Annotated in this window: 16 protein-coding genes and 1 pseudogene; 6 read left to right on the top strand and 11 right to left on the bottom strand. The window is 60.2% G+C overall.

Annotated elements, in window-relative coordinates; translation table 11 throughout:
• Nucleotides 1-291: 291 nt before the first annotated feature.
• Both ACJ8IM_RS24680 and ACJ8IM_RS24675 read right to left on the bottom strand, forming a co-directional pair.
• Nucleotides 292-978, bottom strand: coding sequence for a response regulator (locus ACJ8IM_RS24680; RefSeq protein ID WP_033635694.1), 687 nt, complete (start codon nt 976-978; stop codon nt 292-294).
• Between the two features lie 32 nt (nt 979-1,010).
• Nucleotides 1,011-2,603, bottom strand: a complete 1,593-nt coding sequence (locus tag ACJ8IM_RS24675) for an ATP-binding protein (RefSeq protein WP_033654336.1) — start codon at nt 2,601-2,603, stop codon at nt 1,011-1,013.
• Nucleotides 2,604-2,929: 326 nt separating this feature from the next.
• Between ACJ8IM_RS24675 and ACJ8IM_RS24670 the strand changes: the two genes are divergently transcribed.
• The gene (locus ACJ8IM_RS24670) at nt 2,930-4,285 is read left to right on the top strand and encodes a 2-hydroxycarboxylate transporter family protein (RefSeq protein WP_033635692.1); all 1,356 of its coding nucleotides are present in this window, start codon (nt 2,930-2,932) and stop codon (nt 4,283-4,285) included.
• 97 nt (nt 4,286-4,382) lie between these two features.
• Here ACJ8IM_RS24670 and ACJ8IM_RS24665 read toward each other — a convergent pair whose 3' ends face one another.
• On the bottom strand, nt 4,383-5,354 hold the full coding sequence (locus ACJ8IM_RS24665) for a patatin-like phospholipase family protein (RefSeq protein ID WP_033649775.1): 972 nt from the start codon (nt 5,352-5,354) through the stop codon (nt 4,383-4,385).
• A 210-nt stretch (nt 5,355-5,564) separates the two neighbouring features.
• Between ACJ8IM_RS24665 and ACJ8IM_RS24660 the strand changes: the two are divergent.
• The 3 genes and pseudogenes from ACJ8IM_RS24660 (at nt 5,565) to ACJ8IM_RS24650 (ending at nt 7,668) form a co-directional block, all read left to right on the top strand.
• Nucleotides 5,565-6,508, top strand: a pseudogene (locus tag ACJ8IM_RS24660) (MBL fold metallo-hydrolase).
• Nucleotides 6,509-6,659: 151 nt separating this feature from the next.
• Nucleotides 6,660-7,400 carry an SDR family oxidoreductase gene (locus tag ACJ8IM_RS24655; RefSeq protein ID WP_033654335.1) on the top strand — a complete coding sequence of 247 codons (741 nt, stop codon included), beginning with the start codon at nt 6,660-6,662 and terminating at the stop codon, nt 7,398-7,400.
• 64 nt (nt 7,401-7,464) lie between these two features.
• The gene (locus ACJ8IM_RS24650) at nt 7,465-7,668 is read left to right on the top strand and encodes a DUF1289 domain-containing protein (protein WP_033654334.1); all 204 of its coding nucleotides are present in this window, start codon (nt 7,465-7,467) and stop codon (nt 7,666-7,668) included.
• A 62-nt stretch (nt 7,669-7,730) separates the two neighbouring features.
• On the opposite strand, the gene nrdF is transcribed toward ACJ8IM_RS24650, so the two are convergent.
• The 5 genes from nrdF to ACJ8IM_RS24625 all read right to left on the bottom strand — a co-directional run bounded on the left by nrdF (nt 7,731) and on the right by ACJ8IM_RS24625 (nt 12,186).
• Nucleotides 7,731-8,702 carry a class 1b ribonucleoside-diphosphate reductase subunit beta gene (gene nrdF, locus ACJ8IM_RS24645; protein WP_033635683.1) on the bottom strand — a complete coding sequence of 324 codons (972 nt, stop codon included), beginning with the start codon at nt 8,700-8,702 and terminating at the stop codon, nt 7,731-7,733.
• Nucleotides 8,703-8,710: 8 nt separating this feature from the next.
• Nucleotides 8,711-10,855 carry a class 1b ribonucleoside-diphosphate reductase subunit alpha gene (gene nrdE / locus ACJ8IM_RS24640; RefSeq protein ID WP_072008423.1) on the bottom strand — a complete coding sequence of 715 codons (2,145 nt, stop codon included), beginning with the start codon at nt 10,853-10,855 and terminating at the stop codon, nt 8,711-8,713.
• On the bottom strand, nt 10,837-11,241 hold the full coding sequence (gene nrdI / locus ACJ8IM_RS24635; protein ID WP_033649781.1) for a class Ib ribonucleoside-diphosphate reductase assembly flavoprotein NrdI: 405 nt from the start codon (nt 11,239-11,241) through the stop codon (nt 10,837-10,839). The genes nrdE and nrdI overlap by 19 nt, the downstream gene beginning before the upstream one ends.
• 9 nt (nt 11,242-11,250) lie before the next feature.
• Nucleotides 11,251-11,481 (bottom strand): glutaredoxin-like protein NrdH, encoded by a 231-nt coding sequence (nrdH, locus tag ACJ8IM_RS24630; RefSeq protein ID WP_033654333.1) that lies wholly within the window; start codon nt 11,479-11,481, stop codon nt 11,251-11,253.
• A gap of 273 nt (nt 11,482-11,754) precedes the next feature.
• Nucleotides 11,755-12,186: a carboxymuconolactone decarboxylase family protein gene (locus tag ACJ8IM_RS24625; protein WP_033654332.1), complete on the bottom strand. Its 432-nt coding sequence runs from the start codon at nt 12,184-12,186 to the stop codon at nt 11,755-11,757.
• A gap of 95 nt (nt 12,187-12,281) precedes the next feature.
• On the opposite strand from ACJ8IM_RS24625, the gene pdxR reads away from it, so the two are divergent.
• Nucleotides 12,282-13,715 carry a MocR-like pyridoxine biosynthesis transcription factor PdxR gene (gene pdxR, locus ACJ8IM_RS24620; RefSeq protein WP_033654331.1) on the top strand — a complete coding sequence of 478 codons (1,434 nt, stop codon included), beginning with the start codon at nt 12,282-12,284 and terminating at the stop codon, nt 13,713-13,715.
• Between the two features lie 61 nt (nt 13,716-13,776).
• On the opposite strand, the gene ACJ8IM_RS24615 is transcribed toward pdxR, so the two are convergent.
• Complete coding sequence (locus ACJ8IM_RS24615; RefSeq protein WP_004928950.1) at nt 13,777-14,085, bottom strand: DUF883 family protein; 309 nt, start codon at nt 14,083-14,085, stop codon at nt 13,777-13,779.
• A 230-nt stretch (nt 14,086-14,315) separates the two neighbouring features.
• Here ACJ8IM_RS24615 and asr point away from each other — a divergent pair, with 230 nt between their 5' ends.
• Nucleotides 14,316-14,666 carry an acid resistance repetitive basic protein Asr gene (asr, locus tag ACJ8IM_RS24610; protein WP_004928953.1) on the top strand — a complete coding sequence of 117 codons (351 nt, stop codon included), beginning with the start codon at nt 14,316-14,318 and terminating at the stop codon, nt 14,664-14,666.
• Between the two features lie 195 nt (nt 14,667-14,861).
• On the opposite strand, the gene ACJ8IM_RS24605 is transcribed toward asr, so the two are convergent.
• Nucleotides 14,862-15,242, bottom strand: coding sequence for a DUF4440 domain-containing protein (locus tag ACJ8IM_RS24605; RefSeq protein WP_033654330.1), 381 nt, complete (start codon nt 15,240-15,242; stop codon nt 14,862-14,864).
• Entirely contained in the window at nt 15,239-16,624 is a 1,386-nt protein-coding gene (locus ACJ8IM_RS24600; RefSeq protein ID WP_033654329.1) for an MFS transporter, read from the bottom strand. Before ACJ8IM_RS24600 ends, ACJ8IM_RS24605 begins: the two co-directional genes overlap by 4 nt.
• Between the last annotated feature and the right edge of the window lie 44 nt (nt 16,625-16,668).

Below are 16,668 nucleotides of genomic sequence, written 5' to 3'. Positions count from 1 at the left end.
TGGGATATTAGTGGTTTACATCAAGGTTTTAATTAGTTATGGTAATTTTGCCCATGACTCGAAATTGACGGCCGCTATTCGCCATAATGGTTTGGTTTTTAGGGAAATAACGCGGCGTGAAGCAATGGGATATTTCGCTTCTGCGTCTGCCGTTTCGGATAATAAAAAACCCGACCAGAGGCCGGGTAAAAGTCATCAGTATTTCATCAGTTTTAACGACAGGTGCCGATATCGAGGGGGATATCGTCGGGCGCTATGTTATCGCCGTAATATGACAGCCAGATGGCAGCCTCAGGCCTTGCGATACAGCCGCCGCGGGTGGCCGATATTGCCGTACAGCATCTCCACCCGCACGAACTGGGTGGCGACGCAATATTCCAGATAACGGCGGGCGGTAGTCTTGCTGATGCCGACCTGCTCCACCACGTCTTCCACCGCATGCGCCACCGCCGGCTGGGCGATAAACAGCGCCTGCACCAGCTCGAGGGTATTGGTTTCGATGCCTTTGGCGCTTGGCTCGCTGGAGAACTGCTTCGACTGCAGGTTGTACAGCGCATCGACGTTGTCCTGATCGATGATCTTGAAGGTGCGCTGGGTTTGCACGAACTGCATGAAGCGTTCGAGCGAATTGCGCAGCCGCTTGTAGGATACCGGCTTGATGATGTAGTCGAAGGCGCCGTTGCGGATCGCCTGGCTGCAGGTGTGCATGTCGCTGGCGGCGGTGATGAAGATCACCGAACAGGCGGGGTTCTTCACCGCCGGCTCTTCCATCAGCTCGATGCCCTGGCCGTCCGGCAGAAAGTTATCCAGCAGGATCAGCCGCGGCTGATGCGCATTGGCTTTGGCACGCGCTTCGGCCAGCGTGGCGGCGTAAGCCACCACCCGCAGGTTGAAATTTTTCTCGATGAACTCCGCGTGCAGCGTCGCCAGTTGCGGCTCGTCTTCCACGATCAGAACGTCCAGTGCTTGGTGTGACATAATCGGGTGCTCAAAAAATCGGGTTATGGGTTTTATTTAGGGATAAATATAGAGAATATCGCGCCGTGCGGCTCGTTGTCCGACACTTCTATGCTGCCGTGCGCCTGCGCCACGTGGCTGGCGACCAGATGCAGGCCGATGCCGTGGTCGCTTTTATCCGCTTTGGTGGTGACGCCCTGTTCAAACAGCGTATCACGAATCTCCTCGGCGATGCCGGTGCCGCGATCCGCCACCTCGATCACCAGCTCGTCGCTGCCGTCGCTGATATAAAGCTCGATCGCGTCGTGCGGGGCCGGGCAGTGCAGCGTCGCCTCCACCGCATTATCCAGCAGGTTGCCGACGATCGACATCAGTTCGGTCTCATTCAGCGCCGCCGGGATCTGCCGCAGCTGGCAGGCCGGATCGAAGCGCAGCTCGATGCCTTTTTCTCTGGCGCTGGAATATTTGCCCAGCAGCAGGCCGCACAGCGCCGCCGAACTGAAGCGCTGCGAGATGAAATCGAGGATCTCCTGCGCGCCCTCCGACTGGGCCTCCACGTAGCGGATGGCCTCGTCGTAGCGCTGCATATGCAGCAGCCCGGCCAGCGTGGCGGTCCAGTTCAGCTGTTCGTGGCGCATGATGCGCAGGTTGTCGGCATAGCGTTTCACCTGGCTGAGCTGGCTGCTCAGGGTATTGATGTCGTTCTTGTCGCGGAAGCTGATAACCCAGCCTTGCAGCTCCTGCTCCTGCATGATGCGCACTCGGCTGGCGATCACCCGCACGTGATTGAAGCGGCACACCTCATCGTGCGTATCCTGGCCCAGCTGCGCGGCGGCGAAGAAGTTCGGCTGCGCCTGAATGACGTCGCCGATCGGCCGGCCCAGCAAGCCGGCGGCGGGCTGGTGCAGATCCAATAGCTCGCGCGCCGCATGGTTGATGGTGATGATCCGCAGCTCTGGATCGATGGCGATCACCCCTTCATAGATGGCTTCCAGCAGCGCTTTTTGCTGGCGCACCAGCAGCGCGATCTCTTTCGGCTCCAGCCAGAACATCTGGCGCTTGAGGTTTTTCGACAGCAGCCAGGAAAAGACGAACAGGGCGATCAGCAGCAGGACGATGGAGCCGATAATTTGCGTCAGCGTCCTGGCATTTAAATTATCGATGTGCGATTTCAAATAGCCGACGGAAACGATGCCGATCACGCGATTATTTTCATCCAGGATCGGCGCCTTGCTGCGCAATGAAACGCCGATGCCGCCCTTGCGAATGGAAATAATGCTTTTCCCTTCCAGCACCTCTTTATTATCGCCGCCGATCATCGGCGTGCCCAGACGGCCTTCATATTCGGAATGATAAAGATGGCGGGCGTGATTATCGCCGATGACGATATAACTGGCGTCGCTGCTGGCGCGGATTTTTTTCATCAGCGCAGTGATTCGGGCGGCGTCGTTGTTTTCCACCGCATCGACCAGCGAAGGAATGAGGGCGATTTCCCGCGCCTGCACCTGCGCGCGGGCGCCGAGATCGCGGTGCAGCTGCGCATCCAGCTGGTAATAGGTGTAGGCGCCGATGCAGGTCAGCAGCAGGCAGGAGAAGGCCACCAGGCACAGAAACAGCTTGATTTGAAATGAGAGTTTGAGCCGCATGGCGGAGCTTCACCGTAAAGAGATCCTGAAGCCTTACCCTATCACGAGAAGCGGGGTCTGTAATATTGCGCCCGATCAACTTGTGATCGCTCACACGGGATTAAAGTGAACCGGACGAGAATTGTTCGTCTGCGATAAAGTTGATAAGCTTTAAAATAAAAACGGCATTAACACCATTAAAACCACGCCGGTTTTTACATAATCTTAATTAACCCCATAGAAACCATAACCACCATTAAAAACCCTTTTTAACTTTGAACATAATCACAGCAGATAATCCGTGCGCTTCTCTATGATGGCTGAACAAACTAATAAGAGGCCAGATTATGAGCACAACAGATGATTCTTACCTCGTAGCCAAAGACAAGGCCGCCGATATTCCTCTGCGTGAGAAATGGTGGCGGATACTGGACAATTATAAAGTAGGGATTATTCCGTTACCGTTCTTTATTCTGGCCGGCGTATTGATTCTGCTCGACTGCCTGGAAGGCAAATTGCCGAGCGATATCGTGGTGATGGTGGCTACCCTGGCGTTCTTCGGTTTCGCCTGCGGCGAATTCGGCAAGCGCCTGCCGCTGATCGGCAAAATGGGCGCGGCGGCGATCTGCGCCACCTTCATTCCTTCCGCACTGGTGCACTACGGCCTGCTGCCGGACGTGGTGGTGGAGTCGACCACCAAGTTCTACAAATCGACCAACATTCTTTATCTCTACATCTGCTGCATCATCGTCGGCAGCATCATGAGCATGAACCGCCAGGTGCTGATCCAGGGCTTTCTGCGCATCTTCATTCCGATGCTGTGCGGCGAGATCGTCGGCATGCTGGTGGGGATGGGCGTCGGCATGGCGCTGGGCCTGGAGCCGTTCCAGATCTTCTTCTTCCTGATCCTGCCGATCATGGCCGGCGGCGTGGGTGAAGGGGCGATCCCGCTGTCGATGGGCTACGCGGCGATCCTGCACATGGAGCAGGGCGTGGCGTTGGGGCGCATTCTGCCGATCGTGATGCTCGGCAGCCTGACCGCCATCGTCATCGCCGGCCTGCTCAACCAGTTGGGCAAGCGTTATCCGCATCTGACCGGCGAAGGCAGCCTGATGCCGAGCAAGCAGGGCGACAGCGACATGAACGCGGTGGAAAAAATCAGCGGCAAGGTGGATGTCAGCACCATCGCCTGCGGCGCGCTGCTGGCCATCCTGCTGTATATGGTGGGCATGTTGCTGCACCGTCTGATCGGCCTGCCGGCGCCGGTGGGCATGCTGTTCGCCGCCGTGGCGGTGAAGCTGGCGCACGGGGTGTCACCGCGCATTCAGGAAGGCTCGCAGGTGGTGTACAAATTCTTCCGCACCGCCGTGACCTATCCGATCCTGTTCGCGGTCGGGGTGGCCATCACGCCGTGGCAGGAGCTGGTGGACGCGTTCACCGTACAGAATCTGATCGTGATCGTCACGACCGTCAGCGCGCTGGTGGCGACCGGTTTCTTCGTCGGCAAGAAAATCGGCATGCATCCTATCGATGTGGCGATTGTCTCCTGTTGCCAGAGCGGGCAGGGCGGCACCGGCGACGTCGCGATCCTCACCGCCGGCAACCGCATGTCGCTGATGCCGTTCGCGCAGATCGCCACCCGAATCGGGGGCGCTATCAACGTCTCGCTGTCGCTGCTGGTGTTGGCCAAGTTCTTCGTATAACTCCTATAAATCCTTAGCGTTACTTTGCCTTTCCCCGCCCCCGCGGGGATTTTTTTGCCCGCGCGCCGGCCGTACGCGCGGGCGGGGTGGATGGGGGTTATGCCGCCTGTTTCATGGCGGCGTCGTACCAGGCGAAGTAGCGCTCTACGCCGCGGCGGCCGGATTCGATCAGCGCGCGTTTCTTCTCCTCGCTGATGCCGAACTCCAGCGTGCCGACGTCAAGCGTGTCGACATACACGGTGCGTTTCCAGTCGTCGCTGTCCAGGTGCACCTTGGTTTGGATGTCCAGCATCACGTTGGCCACCGCCAGGGTGAAATCAAACAGGTTGTTGACCTGCGTGCGCGGACCTGCCTGCCCGGCTGCCTGGGCGATTTCGCCGGCGGAGTCCAGGCGAAGGCCCAGCGTGCGGGTGTTGATGCGCTGGCTTGAAGCGTCGATGTAAGGCGGCGTGGCGGAGAAGTCATAGTCGAACAGCCGCACCGGGTAGTTGTCGATCATGCCGCCGTCGATGCACAGGTCGCCCAGGGTGTTGTTCTTCGCCACGAAGGCGAATGGGAATGACATCGAAATGCGCAGGCCGTCCGCCACTTTCATGCGCGGCGTAGTGCGATGCGAATAGACCTCGCGCTGGCCGCTGTTGAGGTTGGCGCCGATAAAGTAAATCGATTTGAACCCTTTCGCCGCTTTCATCGCTTCGAACTGCTCGAAGGTAATATCCGGCTTGCCGGTATATTGCTTGATAATATCGCGCGACCATTGATAGAAATAATCGCCGGGCGCGATGCCGTATTGATTGAACAGGCGATAGGCATCGTGGAGCGTACCGAAAAAGCCGCCGTTATAATCGAGGAATTTTTTAAAATCCATCGCCGACAGAATTTTGGTGACGTCCGCCGAGCTGCAGCCCAAGCCGACCAGCAGCGCGGCGATAGCGCCCGCCGAGGCGCCGGAGGTTTGCTTGATCTGTGGCATGATGCCTTTAGCTTCCAGCAATTCCAGCGCACCGCCATAGGCGATGCCTTTTACGCCGCCGCCTTCAAAGACCAGATTTTCGAATTGATAGTTCATGATATTTCCTCACTCTTGGTTTAGGGAGTAAGAAAAATAACCAAGTGGCGAGCGAGAAAATATTGATTGGGGTTGTGTGAGTCGGCAAACAAAACTATTCATAATAAATATATTATTTATATATTTATTTATTAAAGGCATTTATTAAACAGGCGCATCGGGATTTTTGCGTCAATACTTAGCGCTGTTCAATTCTCGCAAGGAGTCATCATGTTCTGGAAACGTTGTCTGCTGGGCGCGGCGCTGGCCGTTATGTCATTACAGGCCGGCGCCGCCGCGCCGCAGGCCAAAACCCCGACGCCGGGAGTTTACCGCATCATGCTGGGCAGTTTTGAAGTGACCGCGTTGTCCGACGGCGTCATTCGCCTGCCGGCGGACAAACTGCTGCTGAGCACCACGCCGCAGCAGATCGCCGCCGGGTTGGCCGAGCGGCATCAAAGCCTGCCGGTGGTCACCTCGGTCAATGCCTATCTGATCAATACCGGCGACAAGCTGGTGATGATCGACAGCGGCGCCGGCCAGCTGCTGGGCGACGGCCTGGGCAAGCTGGTGGATAATCTGCGCGCGGCGGGCTATCAGCCTGAGCAGGTGGATGAGATCTACCTGACTCATATGCACCCGGATCACCTCGGCGGCCTGACGCACGACGGCAAGGCGGTATTCCCCAATGCGGTGGTGCGCGCCGCCAGCCAGGATGCGGACTTCTGGCTGAGCGCGGACAAACTGAAACAGGCCAAGGCGCAGAACAAAGGCAATTTCGAAAAGGCTATGGCGGCGATCAAGCCTTACCAGGCGGCGGGGCACTTTAAACCGTTCAACGGCGACGGTGAGCTTTCGCCGGGCATCGCCGCCTTTGCCGCTCACGGCCATACGCCGGGCCACAGTGTCTATCAGGTGACCAGCCAGGGCAAAAGCTGCTGTTGCTGGGGGATCTGATCCACGTGGCGGCGGTGCAGATGCCGCATCCGAAGGTGGCTATCAGCTTTGACAGCGACGCCAAGGCGGCAGTCGCTCAACGGCTGCGGGTGTTCAGCGACAGCGCGCGGCAGAACGAGCTGGTGGGCGGCGCGCACCTGTCGTTCCCAGGGTTGGGCTACCTGAACCGCCAGGGAGAAGGGTACGGCTGGGTGCCGCTGAATTACGGCGCGCTGTAACGCGGATGGCCGCCCGTTGGGCGGCCATCGAACGAGTCCAGACGCATTGTTCGATAATTTGGGATGATGATGCCAGAGAATCGGGGCTTATTCGCCGCGATAAAGAGTGCATGATTAACGTTACCCTCGTCGTTTTCTTTAAGGATCTCCGATGAACCAGAAAACTCCCCCCGTCGCTATCGTCACCGGCGCATCGCGCGGCATCGGCGCCGCCATCGCCGAGCGTCTGGCCGCCGACGGCTTTACCGTCATCATTAACTATTCAGGCAACCCGGCGCCGGCCGATGAGCTGGTGCGCAAGATAGAACAGCGCGGCGGCCGCGCGCTCGGCGCCAAAGCCGACGTCAGCGATGCGGCCGCGGTCGCCCGGCTGTTCGACAGCGCCGAACAGGCATTTGGCGGCATCGACGTGCTGGTCAATAACGCGGGGGTAATTGCGTTGGCGCCGGTGGCGGACATGCGCGATGAAGACGCGGATCGCCTGATCGACATCAACCTGAAAGGCAGCTTCAACACGATGCGTGAAGCGGCGAAGCGCCTGCGTGACAATGGCCGTATCATCAACTTCTCCTCCAGCGTGGTGGGGCTGCTGCAGCCGGGGTACGGCATGTATGCCGCCAGCAAGGCGGCGATCGAGGCGTTGACCAGCGTGCTGGCGAAAGAGCTGCGCGGCCGCAATATCACGGTAAACGCCGTCGCGCCGGGGCCGACCGCCACCGGTTTGTTCCTCGATGGCAAAACGCCGGAGCTTATCGATCGGCTGGCGAAGATGGCGCCGCTGGAGCGGCTGGGCACGCCGGACGATATCGCTGCGGCGGTGGCCTTCCTGGCCGGCGCCGACGGCGGCTGGATCAACGGCCAAACCCTGCGCGCCAACGGCGGCATCATCTGATTGACGACGCGCCGCCGCCGGATCGGGTATCCTGTGGCGGCACACATCACATCAAGGGCGGTTTATGGCGGGCGACAATCAGCAATCCCAGCACGGCGTAAGATCGCCCTGCGTCAGCCTGTGCCGCATCGACGACGAAACCCAGCAGTGCCGGGGATGTCGGCGCACGCGGGCGGAGATCGCTGCCTGGCCGACCGCCGGCGACGCGGAGAAACGCGCCATCTGGCGGCGGCTTGAGCTGCGTGCGGCCTTCAAGCAAAACACATAGTCGCGGGAGCACGACACCTCGCACTCCCGCGAAAGCCTTTTCCTGATACGGCCAGCCAGTCCTCAGAAATCCCAGTCCTCATCCTCGGTGTTGACCGCCTTGCCGATGACGTAAGACGAACCGGAACCGGAGAAGAAGTCGTGGTTTTCATCGGCGTTTGGCGACAATGCCGACAGGATAGCCGGGTTGACCTCCGCCATCGCCGGCGGGAACAGCGCCTCATACCCGAGGTTCATCAACGCCTTGTTGGCGTTGTAGTGCAGGAAGGTTTTCACGTCTTCCGTCCAGCCGACGCCGTCGTACAGCTCCTCGGTGTAGCGCACCTCGTTGTCGTACAGATCCTGCAGCAGATCGAAGGCAAAGTTTTTCACCTGCCGGCGCCGTGCGGCGTCCACTTTCTCCAGCCCTTTCTGGAATTTATAGCCGATATAGTAGCCATGCACCGCCTCGTCGCGGATGATCAGGCGGATCAGATCGGCGGTGTTGGTCAGCTTGGCGCGGCTTGACCAGTACATCGGCAGGTAAAAGCCCGAATAGAACAGGAACGACTCGAGGAACACGCTGGCAACCTTCTTCAGCAGCGGATCGTCGCTGCGATAGTGCGCCAGAATGATGCCGGCCTTCTTCTGCAGCGCGCGGTTTTCCTCGCTCCAGCGGTAGGCGTCGTCCACGTCCGGCGTTTGGCACAGGGTGGAGAAGATTGAGCTGTACGAGCGGGCGTGCACCGCCTCCATAAAGCTGATGTTGGAGTACACCGCCTCTTCGTGCGGCGTCAGCGCATCGGCGATCAGGGCCGGCGCGCCGACGGTGTTCTGGATGGTGTCCAGCAGCGTCAGCCCGGTGAATACCCGAATGGTCAGCTGCTGCTCCTTCGGCGTCAGCGTGGCCCAGGAGGGGATATCGTTGGACAGCGGCACCTTCTCCGGCAGCCAGAAGTTGGAGGTCAGACGGTTCCACACCTCCAGATCCTTGTCGTCTTCGATGATGTTCCAGTTGATGGCGCGCACCAGCGGCGCCGATGTTACGGTCGTCATAAGTTGCCTCACAGCGCGCAGGACACGCAGCCCTGCACTTCGGTGCCTTCCAGCGCCATCTGGCGCAGGCGGATGTAGTAAATGGTCTTGATGCCTTTGCGCCAGGCGTAGATCTGCGCGCGGTTGATATCGCGGGTGGTGGCGGTATCGCGGAAGAACAGCGTCAGCGACAGCCCCTGATCGACGTGTTGCGTGGCGGCGGCGTAGGTATCGATGATCTTTTCCGGGCCAATCTCATAGGCATCCTGGTAATACGCCAGGTTGTCGTTGGTCATGTAGGGCGCCGGGTAGTAAACGCGACCGATCTTGCCTTCCTTGCGGATCTCGATGCGCGAAACGATCGGGTGGATGCTGGAGGTGGCGTTATTGATGTACGAGATGGAACCGGTCGGCGGCACCGCCTGCAGGTTCTGATTGTACAGTCCGTGCAGTATCACCGACTGGCGCAGCGCGCGCCAGTCGTCGCGGTTCGGAATGGCGATGCCGGCGGCGGCGAACAGCTCGCGCACCCGCTCGGTCTGCGGCAGCCAGTCGCGCTCGGTGTACTTATCGAAGTACTCGCCGCTGGCATAGCGGGAATGCTCAAAGCCGTCGAAGGCGCCGCCGCGCTCGATCGCCAGCCGGTTAGAGGCGCGGATGGCGTGATAGGCCACGGTATAGAAATAGAGGTTGGTGAAGTCGATGCCTTCTTCCGAGCCGTAGAAGATGCGTTCGCGCGCCAGGTAGCCGTGCAGATTCATCTGGCCCAAACCGATGGCGCGGGCGCTGCGGTTGCCTTCGGCGATCGACGGCACCGAGCGGATATCGCTCATGTCGGCCACCGCGGTCAGCGCGCGGATCGCGGTCTCGATCGCCTTGCCGAAGTCTGGCGCGTCCATGGTTTTGGCGATGTTCAGCGAGCCGAGGTTGCAGGAGATGTCCTTGCCGATGCGATCGTAGCTCAGATCCTCGTGATACGTGCTGGCGCGGTTGACCTGCAGGATCTCCGAACACAGGTTGCTCATGTTGATCCGCCCGGCGATCGGGTTCTCCCGGTTAACCGTGTCCTCGAACATCACATAGGGGTAGCCGGATTCGAACTGGATCTCCGCCAGCACCTGGAAGAACTCGCGCGCGTTGATGCGCGACTTGCGGATGCGCTTGTCGTCCACCATCTCGCGGTACTTCTCGCTGACGGCAATCTCCGAAAACGGCACGCCATACACCCGTTCGACGTCGTAGGGCGAAAACAGGTACATCTCTTCGTTGTTCTTCGCCAGCTCGAAGGTGATATCCGGGATCACCACCCCCAGCGACAGCGTTTTGATGCGGATCTTCTCGTCGGCGTTTTCGCGCTTGGTGTCGAGAAAACGCAGAATGTCCGGGTGGTGGGCGTTGAGATACACCGCGCCGGCCCCCTGGCGCGCGCCGAGCTGGTTGGCGTAGGAGAAGGCGTCTTCGAGCATTTTCATGATCGGAATGACGCCGGAGGACTGATTCTCGATGCGCTTGATCGGCGCGCCCACCTCGCGAATATTGCTCAGCATGAAGGCCACGCCGCCGCCGCGTTTCGACAGCTGCAGCGCGGAGTTCACCGCCCGGCCGATCGATTCCATATTGTCTTCGATGCGCAGCAGGAAGCAGGAGACCAGCTCACCGCGCTGGCGTTTGCCGCAGTTGAGGAAAGTCGGGGTGGCCGGCTGGAAGCGGCCCGAAATCATCTCCTCCACCAGATCCTGCGCCAGGGCGGTGTCGCCCGCCGCCAGCGTCAGCGCCACCATGCACACCCGGTCTTCGTAGCGTTCCAGATAGCGCTTGCCGTCGAAGGTTTTGAGCGTATAGCTGGTGTAGTACTTGAAGGCGCCGAGGAAGGTCTCGAAGCGGAATTTTTTGGCGTAGGCCTGCTGAAACAGCTGCTTGATAAACGGGAATTCGTACTGCGCCAGCACCTGCGGCTCGTAGTAGCCTTCCTCCACCAGATAGCGCAGCTTTTCCTCCAGGTTGTGGAAAAACACGGTGTTTTGGTTGACGTGCTGCAGGAAGTAGTGCCGCGCCGCCAGCCGATCTTTATCGAACTGGATCCGGCCTTCCGCATCGTAAAGATTGAGCATCGCGTTGAGCGAATGGTAATCCAGCGCGCCCGTTTCGGGCCTGGTCAGTTCTGTCGTTGCCAAAATGCGGTTACTCCCTGTCTAACGTTTTCAACGTCTTGCGTAGTGCCGAGCAGCTCAAAGCGGTATAAAAAAGGCACCTGGCATTTTTTGGCGATGATGTCGCCGGCGATGCCGTACGCCGCGCCGAAGTTGGTGTTCCCGGCGGCGATGACGCCGCGCAGGTATGAACGGTTTTGCGGAACGTTGAGAAAGCGGATCACCTGGATCGGCACCGCGCCGACGGCGCTGCCGCCGCCATAGCTGGGTACGATCAAGATAAAGGGGTGTTCCATCAGCAGCTTGCTGCGGGCGCCGGCGATCGGAATGCGGATCGCCGGCAGGCCCAGTTTCTCAACGAACCGATGGGTGTTCTCCGAGCTGCTGGAGAAATAAACCAGCGGATTCATCGGCGGGCCTCAGCAGGTGAGCGCCAGCGCGCCGATCTTGTCCGGCCGGAATCCGGACCAGTGATCGTCTCCGGCGATAATTACCGGAACTTGCTGATAACCTAAGGATTTAACGTGGTTCAGCGCCTGCTGATCCAGGGTGAGATCGACCACCTGATAATCAATCCCCTGTTTATCAAATGCGCGATAGGTGGCGTTGCACTGGACACAGTCCGGCTTACTGTAAATAATAATGCTCATGATTCGCATTTACCTTTAGACTGAAGGAAAGGCGGACAAGTCAGATAACGGAGCATTGTTCCTGGCGTTTCTGACGGCGTTATCAACCGAACGACATTCCCTGCGGCTGACCTATAAAATACTATATGTTGATGTTTATTTTATCAACCACGCCATATATGGTGTTTTGTAAGGATGAAGGCGCAGACCGCGCCGGGGCTGGAAAAGGCGAGGGAAAAAATTTTTGCGGGTGAGAAATTCCCCCTCTCAGTGCAGAGGGGGGAAGAGAATGCATTACTGGCGCATGCTGACGGCCAGCCGGTTGAAGGCGTTCATGATGCTGATGGCGAAGGTCAGATCGGCGATCTCGGTATCGCTGAAGTGCGCCTTCAGCGCCTCGAAAGCGCTGTCCGGCGCGCCGGTGGCGGCGATCAGCGTCACCGACTCGGCCCATTCCAGCGCGGCGCGCTCGCGCTCGTTGAACTCATGGCTGACGCGCCAGCCCGCCAGCGTATCCAGCTTGGCATGGCTGAAGCCGCTTTCGCGCAGCGCTTTGCCGTGCATATCCAGGCAGTAGGCGCAGCCGTTGATCTGCGAAACGCGCATAAACATCAACTCGATGGTCGCCTTGTCCAGGGCGCCTTTCTCCAGCGCCATCAGCGCGCTCACCATATTTTTGTACGGGGCGGGCGCCAATTCGGCATAGTTCAAACGTTGCTTAATCATGGTCAACCTCAATCGGTAGTAACGAAATCATGGCGCTACTTTAGCGGCCTTATGGTCTATGCTATAGGGCCATAAAATGATTATTTAACCGGGCCATAATGCCATCTTTCCTGACTTCGCTGCGGCTGGACAGCCGGCTCGCCGAACCGCTGTACCGGCAGATTTACCTGCGGATTAAAGACGCCATCGCCCAGGGCAGCCTGGCGGCGGGCAGCCGGTTGCCCTCGGTGCGCGGGTTGGCGAGCGATCTGGGCGTGGCGCGCGCCACGGTGGAAAGCGCCTACGCGCAACTTATTGCCGAAGGTTTCTTGCAGAGCCGCGGGCAGGCGGGCACCTATGTTTCACCGCAGCTGCCGCACGTGCCGCCGGGCGCGGTATCCGCCGCGCCGCCGCTGGCGGCGATAGCGCCGGATCCGCTGCAGCCGCAGGGCATGCTGCAGCCTTTCCAGCTGGGCGTGCCGGCGCTGGATGCGTTTCCGCGGGCGCTGTGGCAGCGCATTGTCGCCCGCCGGCTGCGCGCTTCCACGGTGGCTTCCCTGGCGCTGCCGCCGGCCGGCGGCCTGCCTGAGCTGCGTGAGGCGATCGCCCATTATCTGCATTTGTCGCGAGGCATCAGCTGTCGGCCGGAGCAAATTTTCCTCTGCGCCGGTTATCCGGCGCTGTTGGACTGGGTGGTGGAGACGCTGTTGCACGCCGGCGACGCAGTATGGATAGAAGATCCCGGCTATCCGGTCACGCGCCCGCTGCTGCGGGCCGCCGGCGTCAGGCCGCTCGCCGTGCCGGTGGATGAACAAGGCATGGACGTGGCCGCCGGTATGCTGACGGCGCCTGAGGCGCGGCTGGCGGTGGTGACGCCGACCCATCAAAGCCCGCTCGGCGTCTCGCTCAGCCTGGCGCGGCGGATGGCGCTGCTCGACTGGGCGCAGCAGCGCGGGGCCTGGATCCTGGAAGATGACTACGACAGCGAGTTTCGCTATCACGGGCGGCCACTGCCGCCGCTGAAGAGCCTCGATGTTCAGGGGCGGGTGCTGTACGCCGGCACCTTCAGCAAAACGCTGTTCCCGGCGCTGCGGATGGCTTATCTGGTGGTGCCCGTCGGTCTGACGGAGACATTCGCGCGCAGCAGTCGGCTGCGTGGCTGCGGTTGCCCGCCGCTGCTGCAGGCCAGCGTGGCGGATTTTATCCGGCAAGGGCATTTCTACCGCCACCTGAAACGCATGCGGCCGTTGTACCGCCAGCGGCGCGAGTGGCTGACGCAGGCGTTGGAGCGGCAGCTGGGGGCGTGGCTGAGGGTGGTGCCGCAGCAGGGCGGCATTCAGCTGTTGGCCCGGCTACGTGACGGGGTGGCGGATACGCCGTTGGCGGCGCAAGCCTGGCAACTGGGGTTGGCGGCGCAGGCGTTGTCGGACTGGCGAATCGATCATCCGGCGGGGCAGGGGTTACTGCTGGGGTTTGCCAATTTCACTCGGCAAGAGGAGACGGAACGGGCGGTGCAGGGGCTGGCGCAGCTGTTCAAACGCCTAAATTAAACGGCCCGCGATTTCCGCGGGCCAGACGCACATCTGTTTTATCTTTATGACTGCAGGGGTGTTAACGCCGGGCCAGCAGCACGCCGAGCACGATGCCGACGGCGGCACCGATCCCTACGCCCTGCCAAGGTTTGTCACGCACATAGCTATCGGCTTGATCAACCGCATCGCGCGCATGCTGTGTCAGACTGGTGGAGCCATTGAACCGCGCTCGCGCGTCGCGCAGCACGCCTTTCGCCTTGCTGTGCAGCTCTTTCAGTTCCTCTTTGGTCTTGTCACCGGACTCGCGCAACACTTCATCCAGCGTATCGGCCAACAGAGTGACGTCCTGATCGATATCGCGTTCTGTTCTTTCCGCTTTCTTAAACATTCAGCTCTCCATTTCGACACATGTCTCTTAAGTGTAGACCATGGCGCGATTTGCGTGGCCGATCACGGAAAAAAAGCCGCCGTCACGCAGGTGTTTGCCGGCGCCTGGGCTTTGTACATTTGGTTACTCGGCGAAACCAATCACTCACGGAAGCGGCAGTTTGATTCCACTAGTATCTGTTTCAACGGCTCCACCGGAGCTTACCGAAACAACACTCTGAGGATGTAAAGATGAAAAAAGTATTAGCGCTGATCGTTGCTGCCACTATGGGTCTGTCTTCTGTTGCTTTCGCTGCTGATACTGCAGCTACTGCTCCGGCTACCACCACCGCGCCAGCTGCGACCACCACTACCGCTGCGCCAGCGGCGGCTGCTGAAAAAGCGCCGGCTAAAGCAACGCACCACAAGAAAGCCAAGCACCACAAAAAAGCGCCAGCCCAGAAAGCGCAGGCCGCTAAAAAGCACCACAAAAAAGCGCCGGCTCAGAAAGCCCAGGCAGCTAAAAAACACCACAAAAAAGCGCCAGTGCAGAAAGCTCAGGCCGCTAAAAAACACCACAAAAAAGCCGGTAAAAAAGCTTAATTAAGTGATGTTTGCGGAACCGAAAGGTTCCGCACTCTCCAGCCCGTACTCCAGACACCCGGTTCTTCCGGGTGTTTTCTTTTGAGGCGACGAACGATGATCAATCGCTATCTGTTTGAAGTCATTTTCAGCGCGGTAACCCTGTGCGGAGCGATCGTCGGTTGGGAACTGTTTTTGGCCGGCAGCTTTTTGTAATTATTGCGCCGCGGCGGTTTCGTGCAAATGCCGCCAGCCGAGCGCGTTGGGCTGACGTTCAAAGACCACCGTGGAATAGCGCAGCGTGGCGCTTTGCCCCGGCAGGCTCTGCTTTTCCCGGTAGCTGACTACCGCGCCCGTCGGCCATTCGTCCACCAGCTTCATCTCTTCTATCACGATTTCCAATCCCGGTTTGGCGGCGCGATGCGCGCGGAAAAAGGCGCACAGCGCGGTGAAATCCAGCGGAGCGCCGTTCAGCGCGATCATGCTGAAATCCGGCGTAAAGCGCGCCAGCAGCGCCTGCTCTTCTCCAGCCCCTTTGCCCAACCAGCGTTCAATGGCGATGTGGGCGTCGATCACTTCGGTAAAATACGGGTTCATAAAGCATCCTGTTGAGCGTTGAGTTGGCGCACGATGGCGCGGTTGGCGAGGCGCAGGCACAGCAGCAGCGGGATAAATACGCTGGCGCCCGCCAGAATAAAGCAGGTTCGGTAGGCCGCCGCGGGCGGCAACACGGTTAGCAGCAGATTCAGCAGCAGGCTGAGCAGCGCCACGCCGAGGCAAAAACTGAGCTGGCGGTTGATGTTCCACAGCGCGCTGGCGTCCGCCAGCTGAGCGTCGGGGATCTGCAGGAACGCGTTGCTCTGCGCGGTGCTGCTGCACAGGCTGCCGCCAAATCCCATCAGGGCGAAGGCGGCGATCTGCCACGCGTGTTGCCCGGCCTGATCGATCTGCGCCAGCGTCAGCATGCCGGCGCCTTGCAACAGGCAGCCGGCGATCAGCAGCGGCCGCGGGCCGAGGCGGTTAAAGGTTTTGCCGGTCAGCGTGATGGCCAGGAACGACGCCAGCGCCCAGGGCAGCATCAGGCCGCCGACCTGTGCGGCGGGCATCCCCAGCTGGTTTTGCAGATACAGCATCGCCACCAGGCTGACGCCGATGAACAGGCCGGGAATGCACAAATAAACCGCCATGGCGTTGCGCAGCAGCGGATCGCCGACCAGCCGCAGGTTCAGCAACGGTTGCGGGGTGCGCAGGCTATGGCGCAGATAGTACGCCAGCACCAGCAGGCCGGCGGCCAGCAGCGCCGCGCCGGAAGCCTGATGGCCGGCCTCGCTCAGCCGGGTCAGGCCGAGCAGCAGCAGCGTCAACGCCGCGCAGGCGCTCAGCAGCCCTTTGCCGTCGAGCGGTTTACGTACCGCTGTCGCCGACGTTTCCGCGCGCAGCCACCGCGCCGCCAGCGCCAGGGCCAGGGCCGCCAGCGGCAGGTTGGCGAAAAACACCCAGCGCCAGTCCAGCCGATCGACGAGCCAGCCGCCCAGCGCCGGTGACAGCGCCGGCGCCAGCAACCCAACCAACATGATGGCCGCCGACAGCCCGGCGCGTTCATGGCTGCGGTACAGCTGGTAGGTCAGCGTTTGGCCGATGGGGATCAGCAAGCCGCCGCCCATGCCCTGCAGGGTGCGCCAGCCGATCAGCGCGCCGATGCTGTCGGCGTTGCCGGCGCCGAAGGTGGCCAGCATGAACAGCGCCAGCGACAGCAGGAACACCCGCCGCCCACCGATGCGCTGCGCCAGCCAGGCGCTGAGCGGGATCACCAGCGTCAGGCCGAGAATATAGCCGTTGCTGACCCACGCCAGTTGGCTGACCGACGCCCGCATCGCCTGGCCGATGGCGGGGTAGGCGACGTTGGCGATAAACATATTGATCAGATCGACGAAAAAGCCGAGCAGATAGACGATTGCCACTTTGCTGCGATAAGACATGATGCCTCCGGTTGAAGGCGAGCAGTGTATCGGGGGGAAAAGTG

Source organism: Serratia sp. CY33525, from assembly GCF_052169115.1.
In the GTDB taxonomy this organism is placed as follows: domain Bacteria; phylum Pseudomonadota; class Gammaproteobacteria; order Enterobacterales; family Enterobacteriaceae; genus Serratia; species Serratia sarumanii.
The sequence above is the reverse complement of the archived record's forward strand: the minus strand, read 5'-3'. Positions and strand labels throughout refer to the sequence as shown.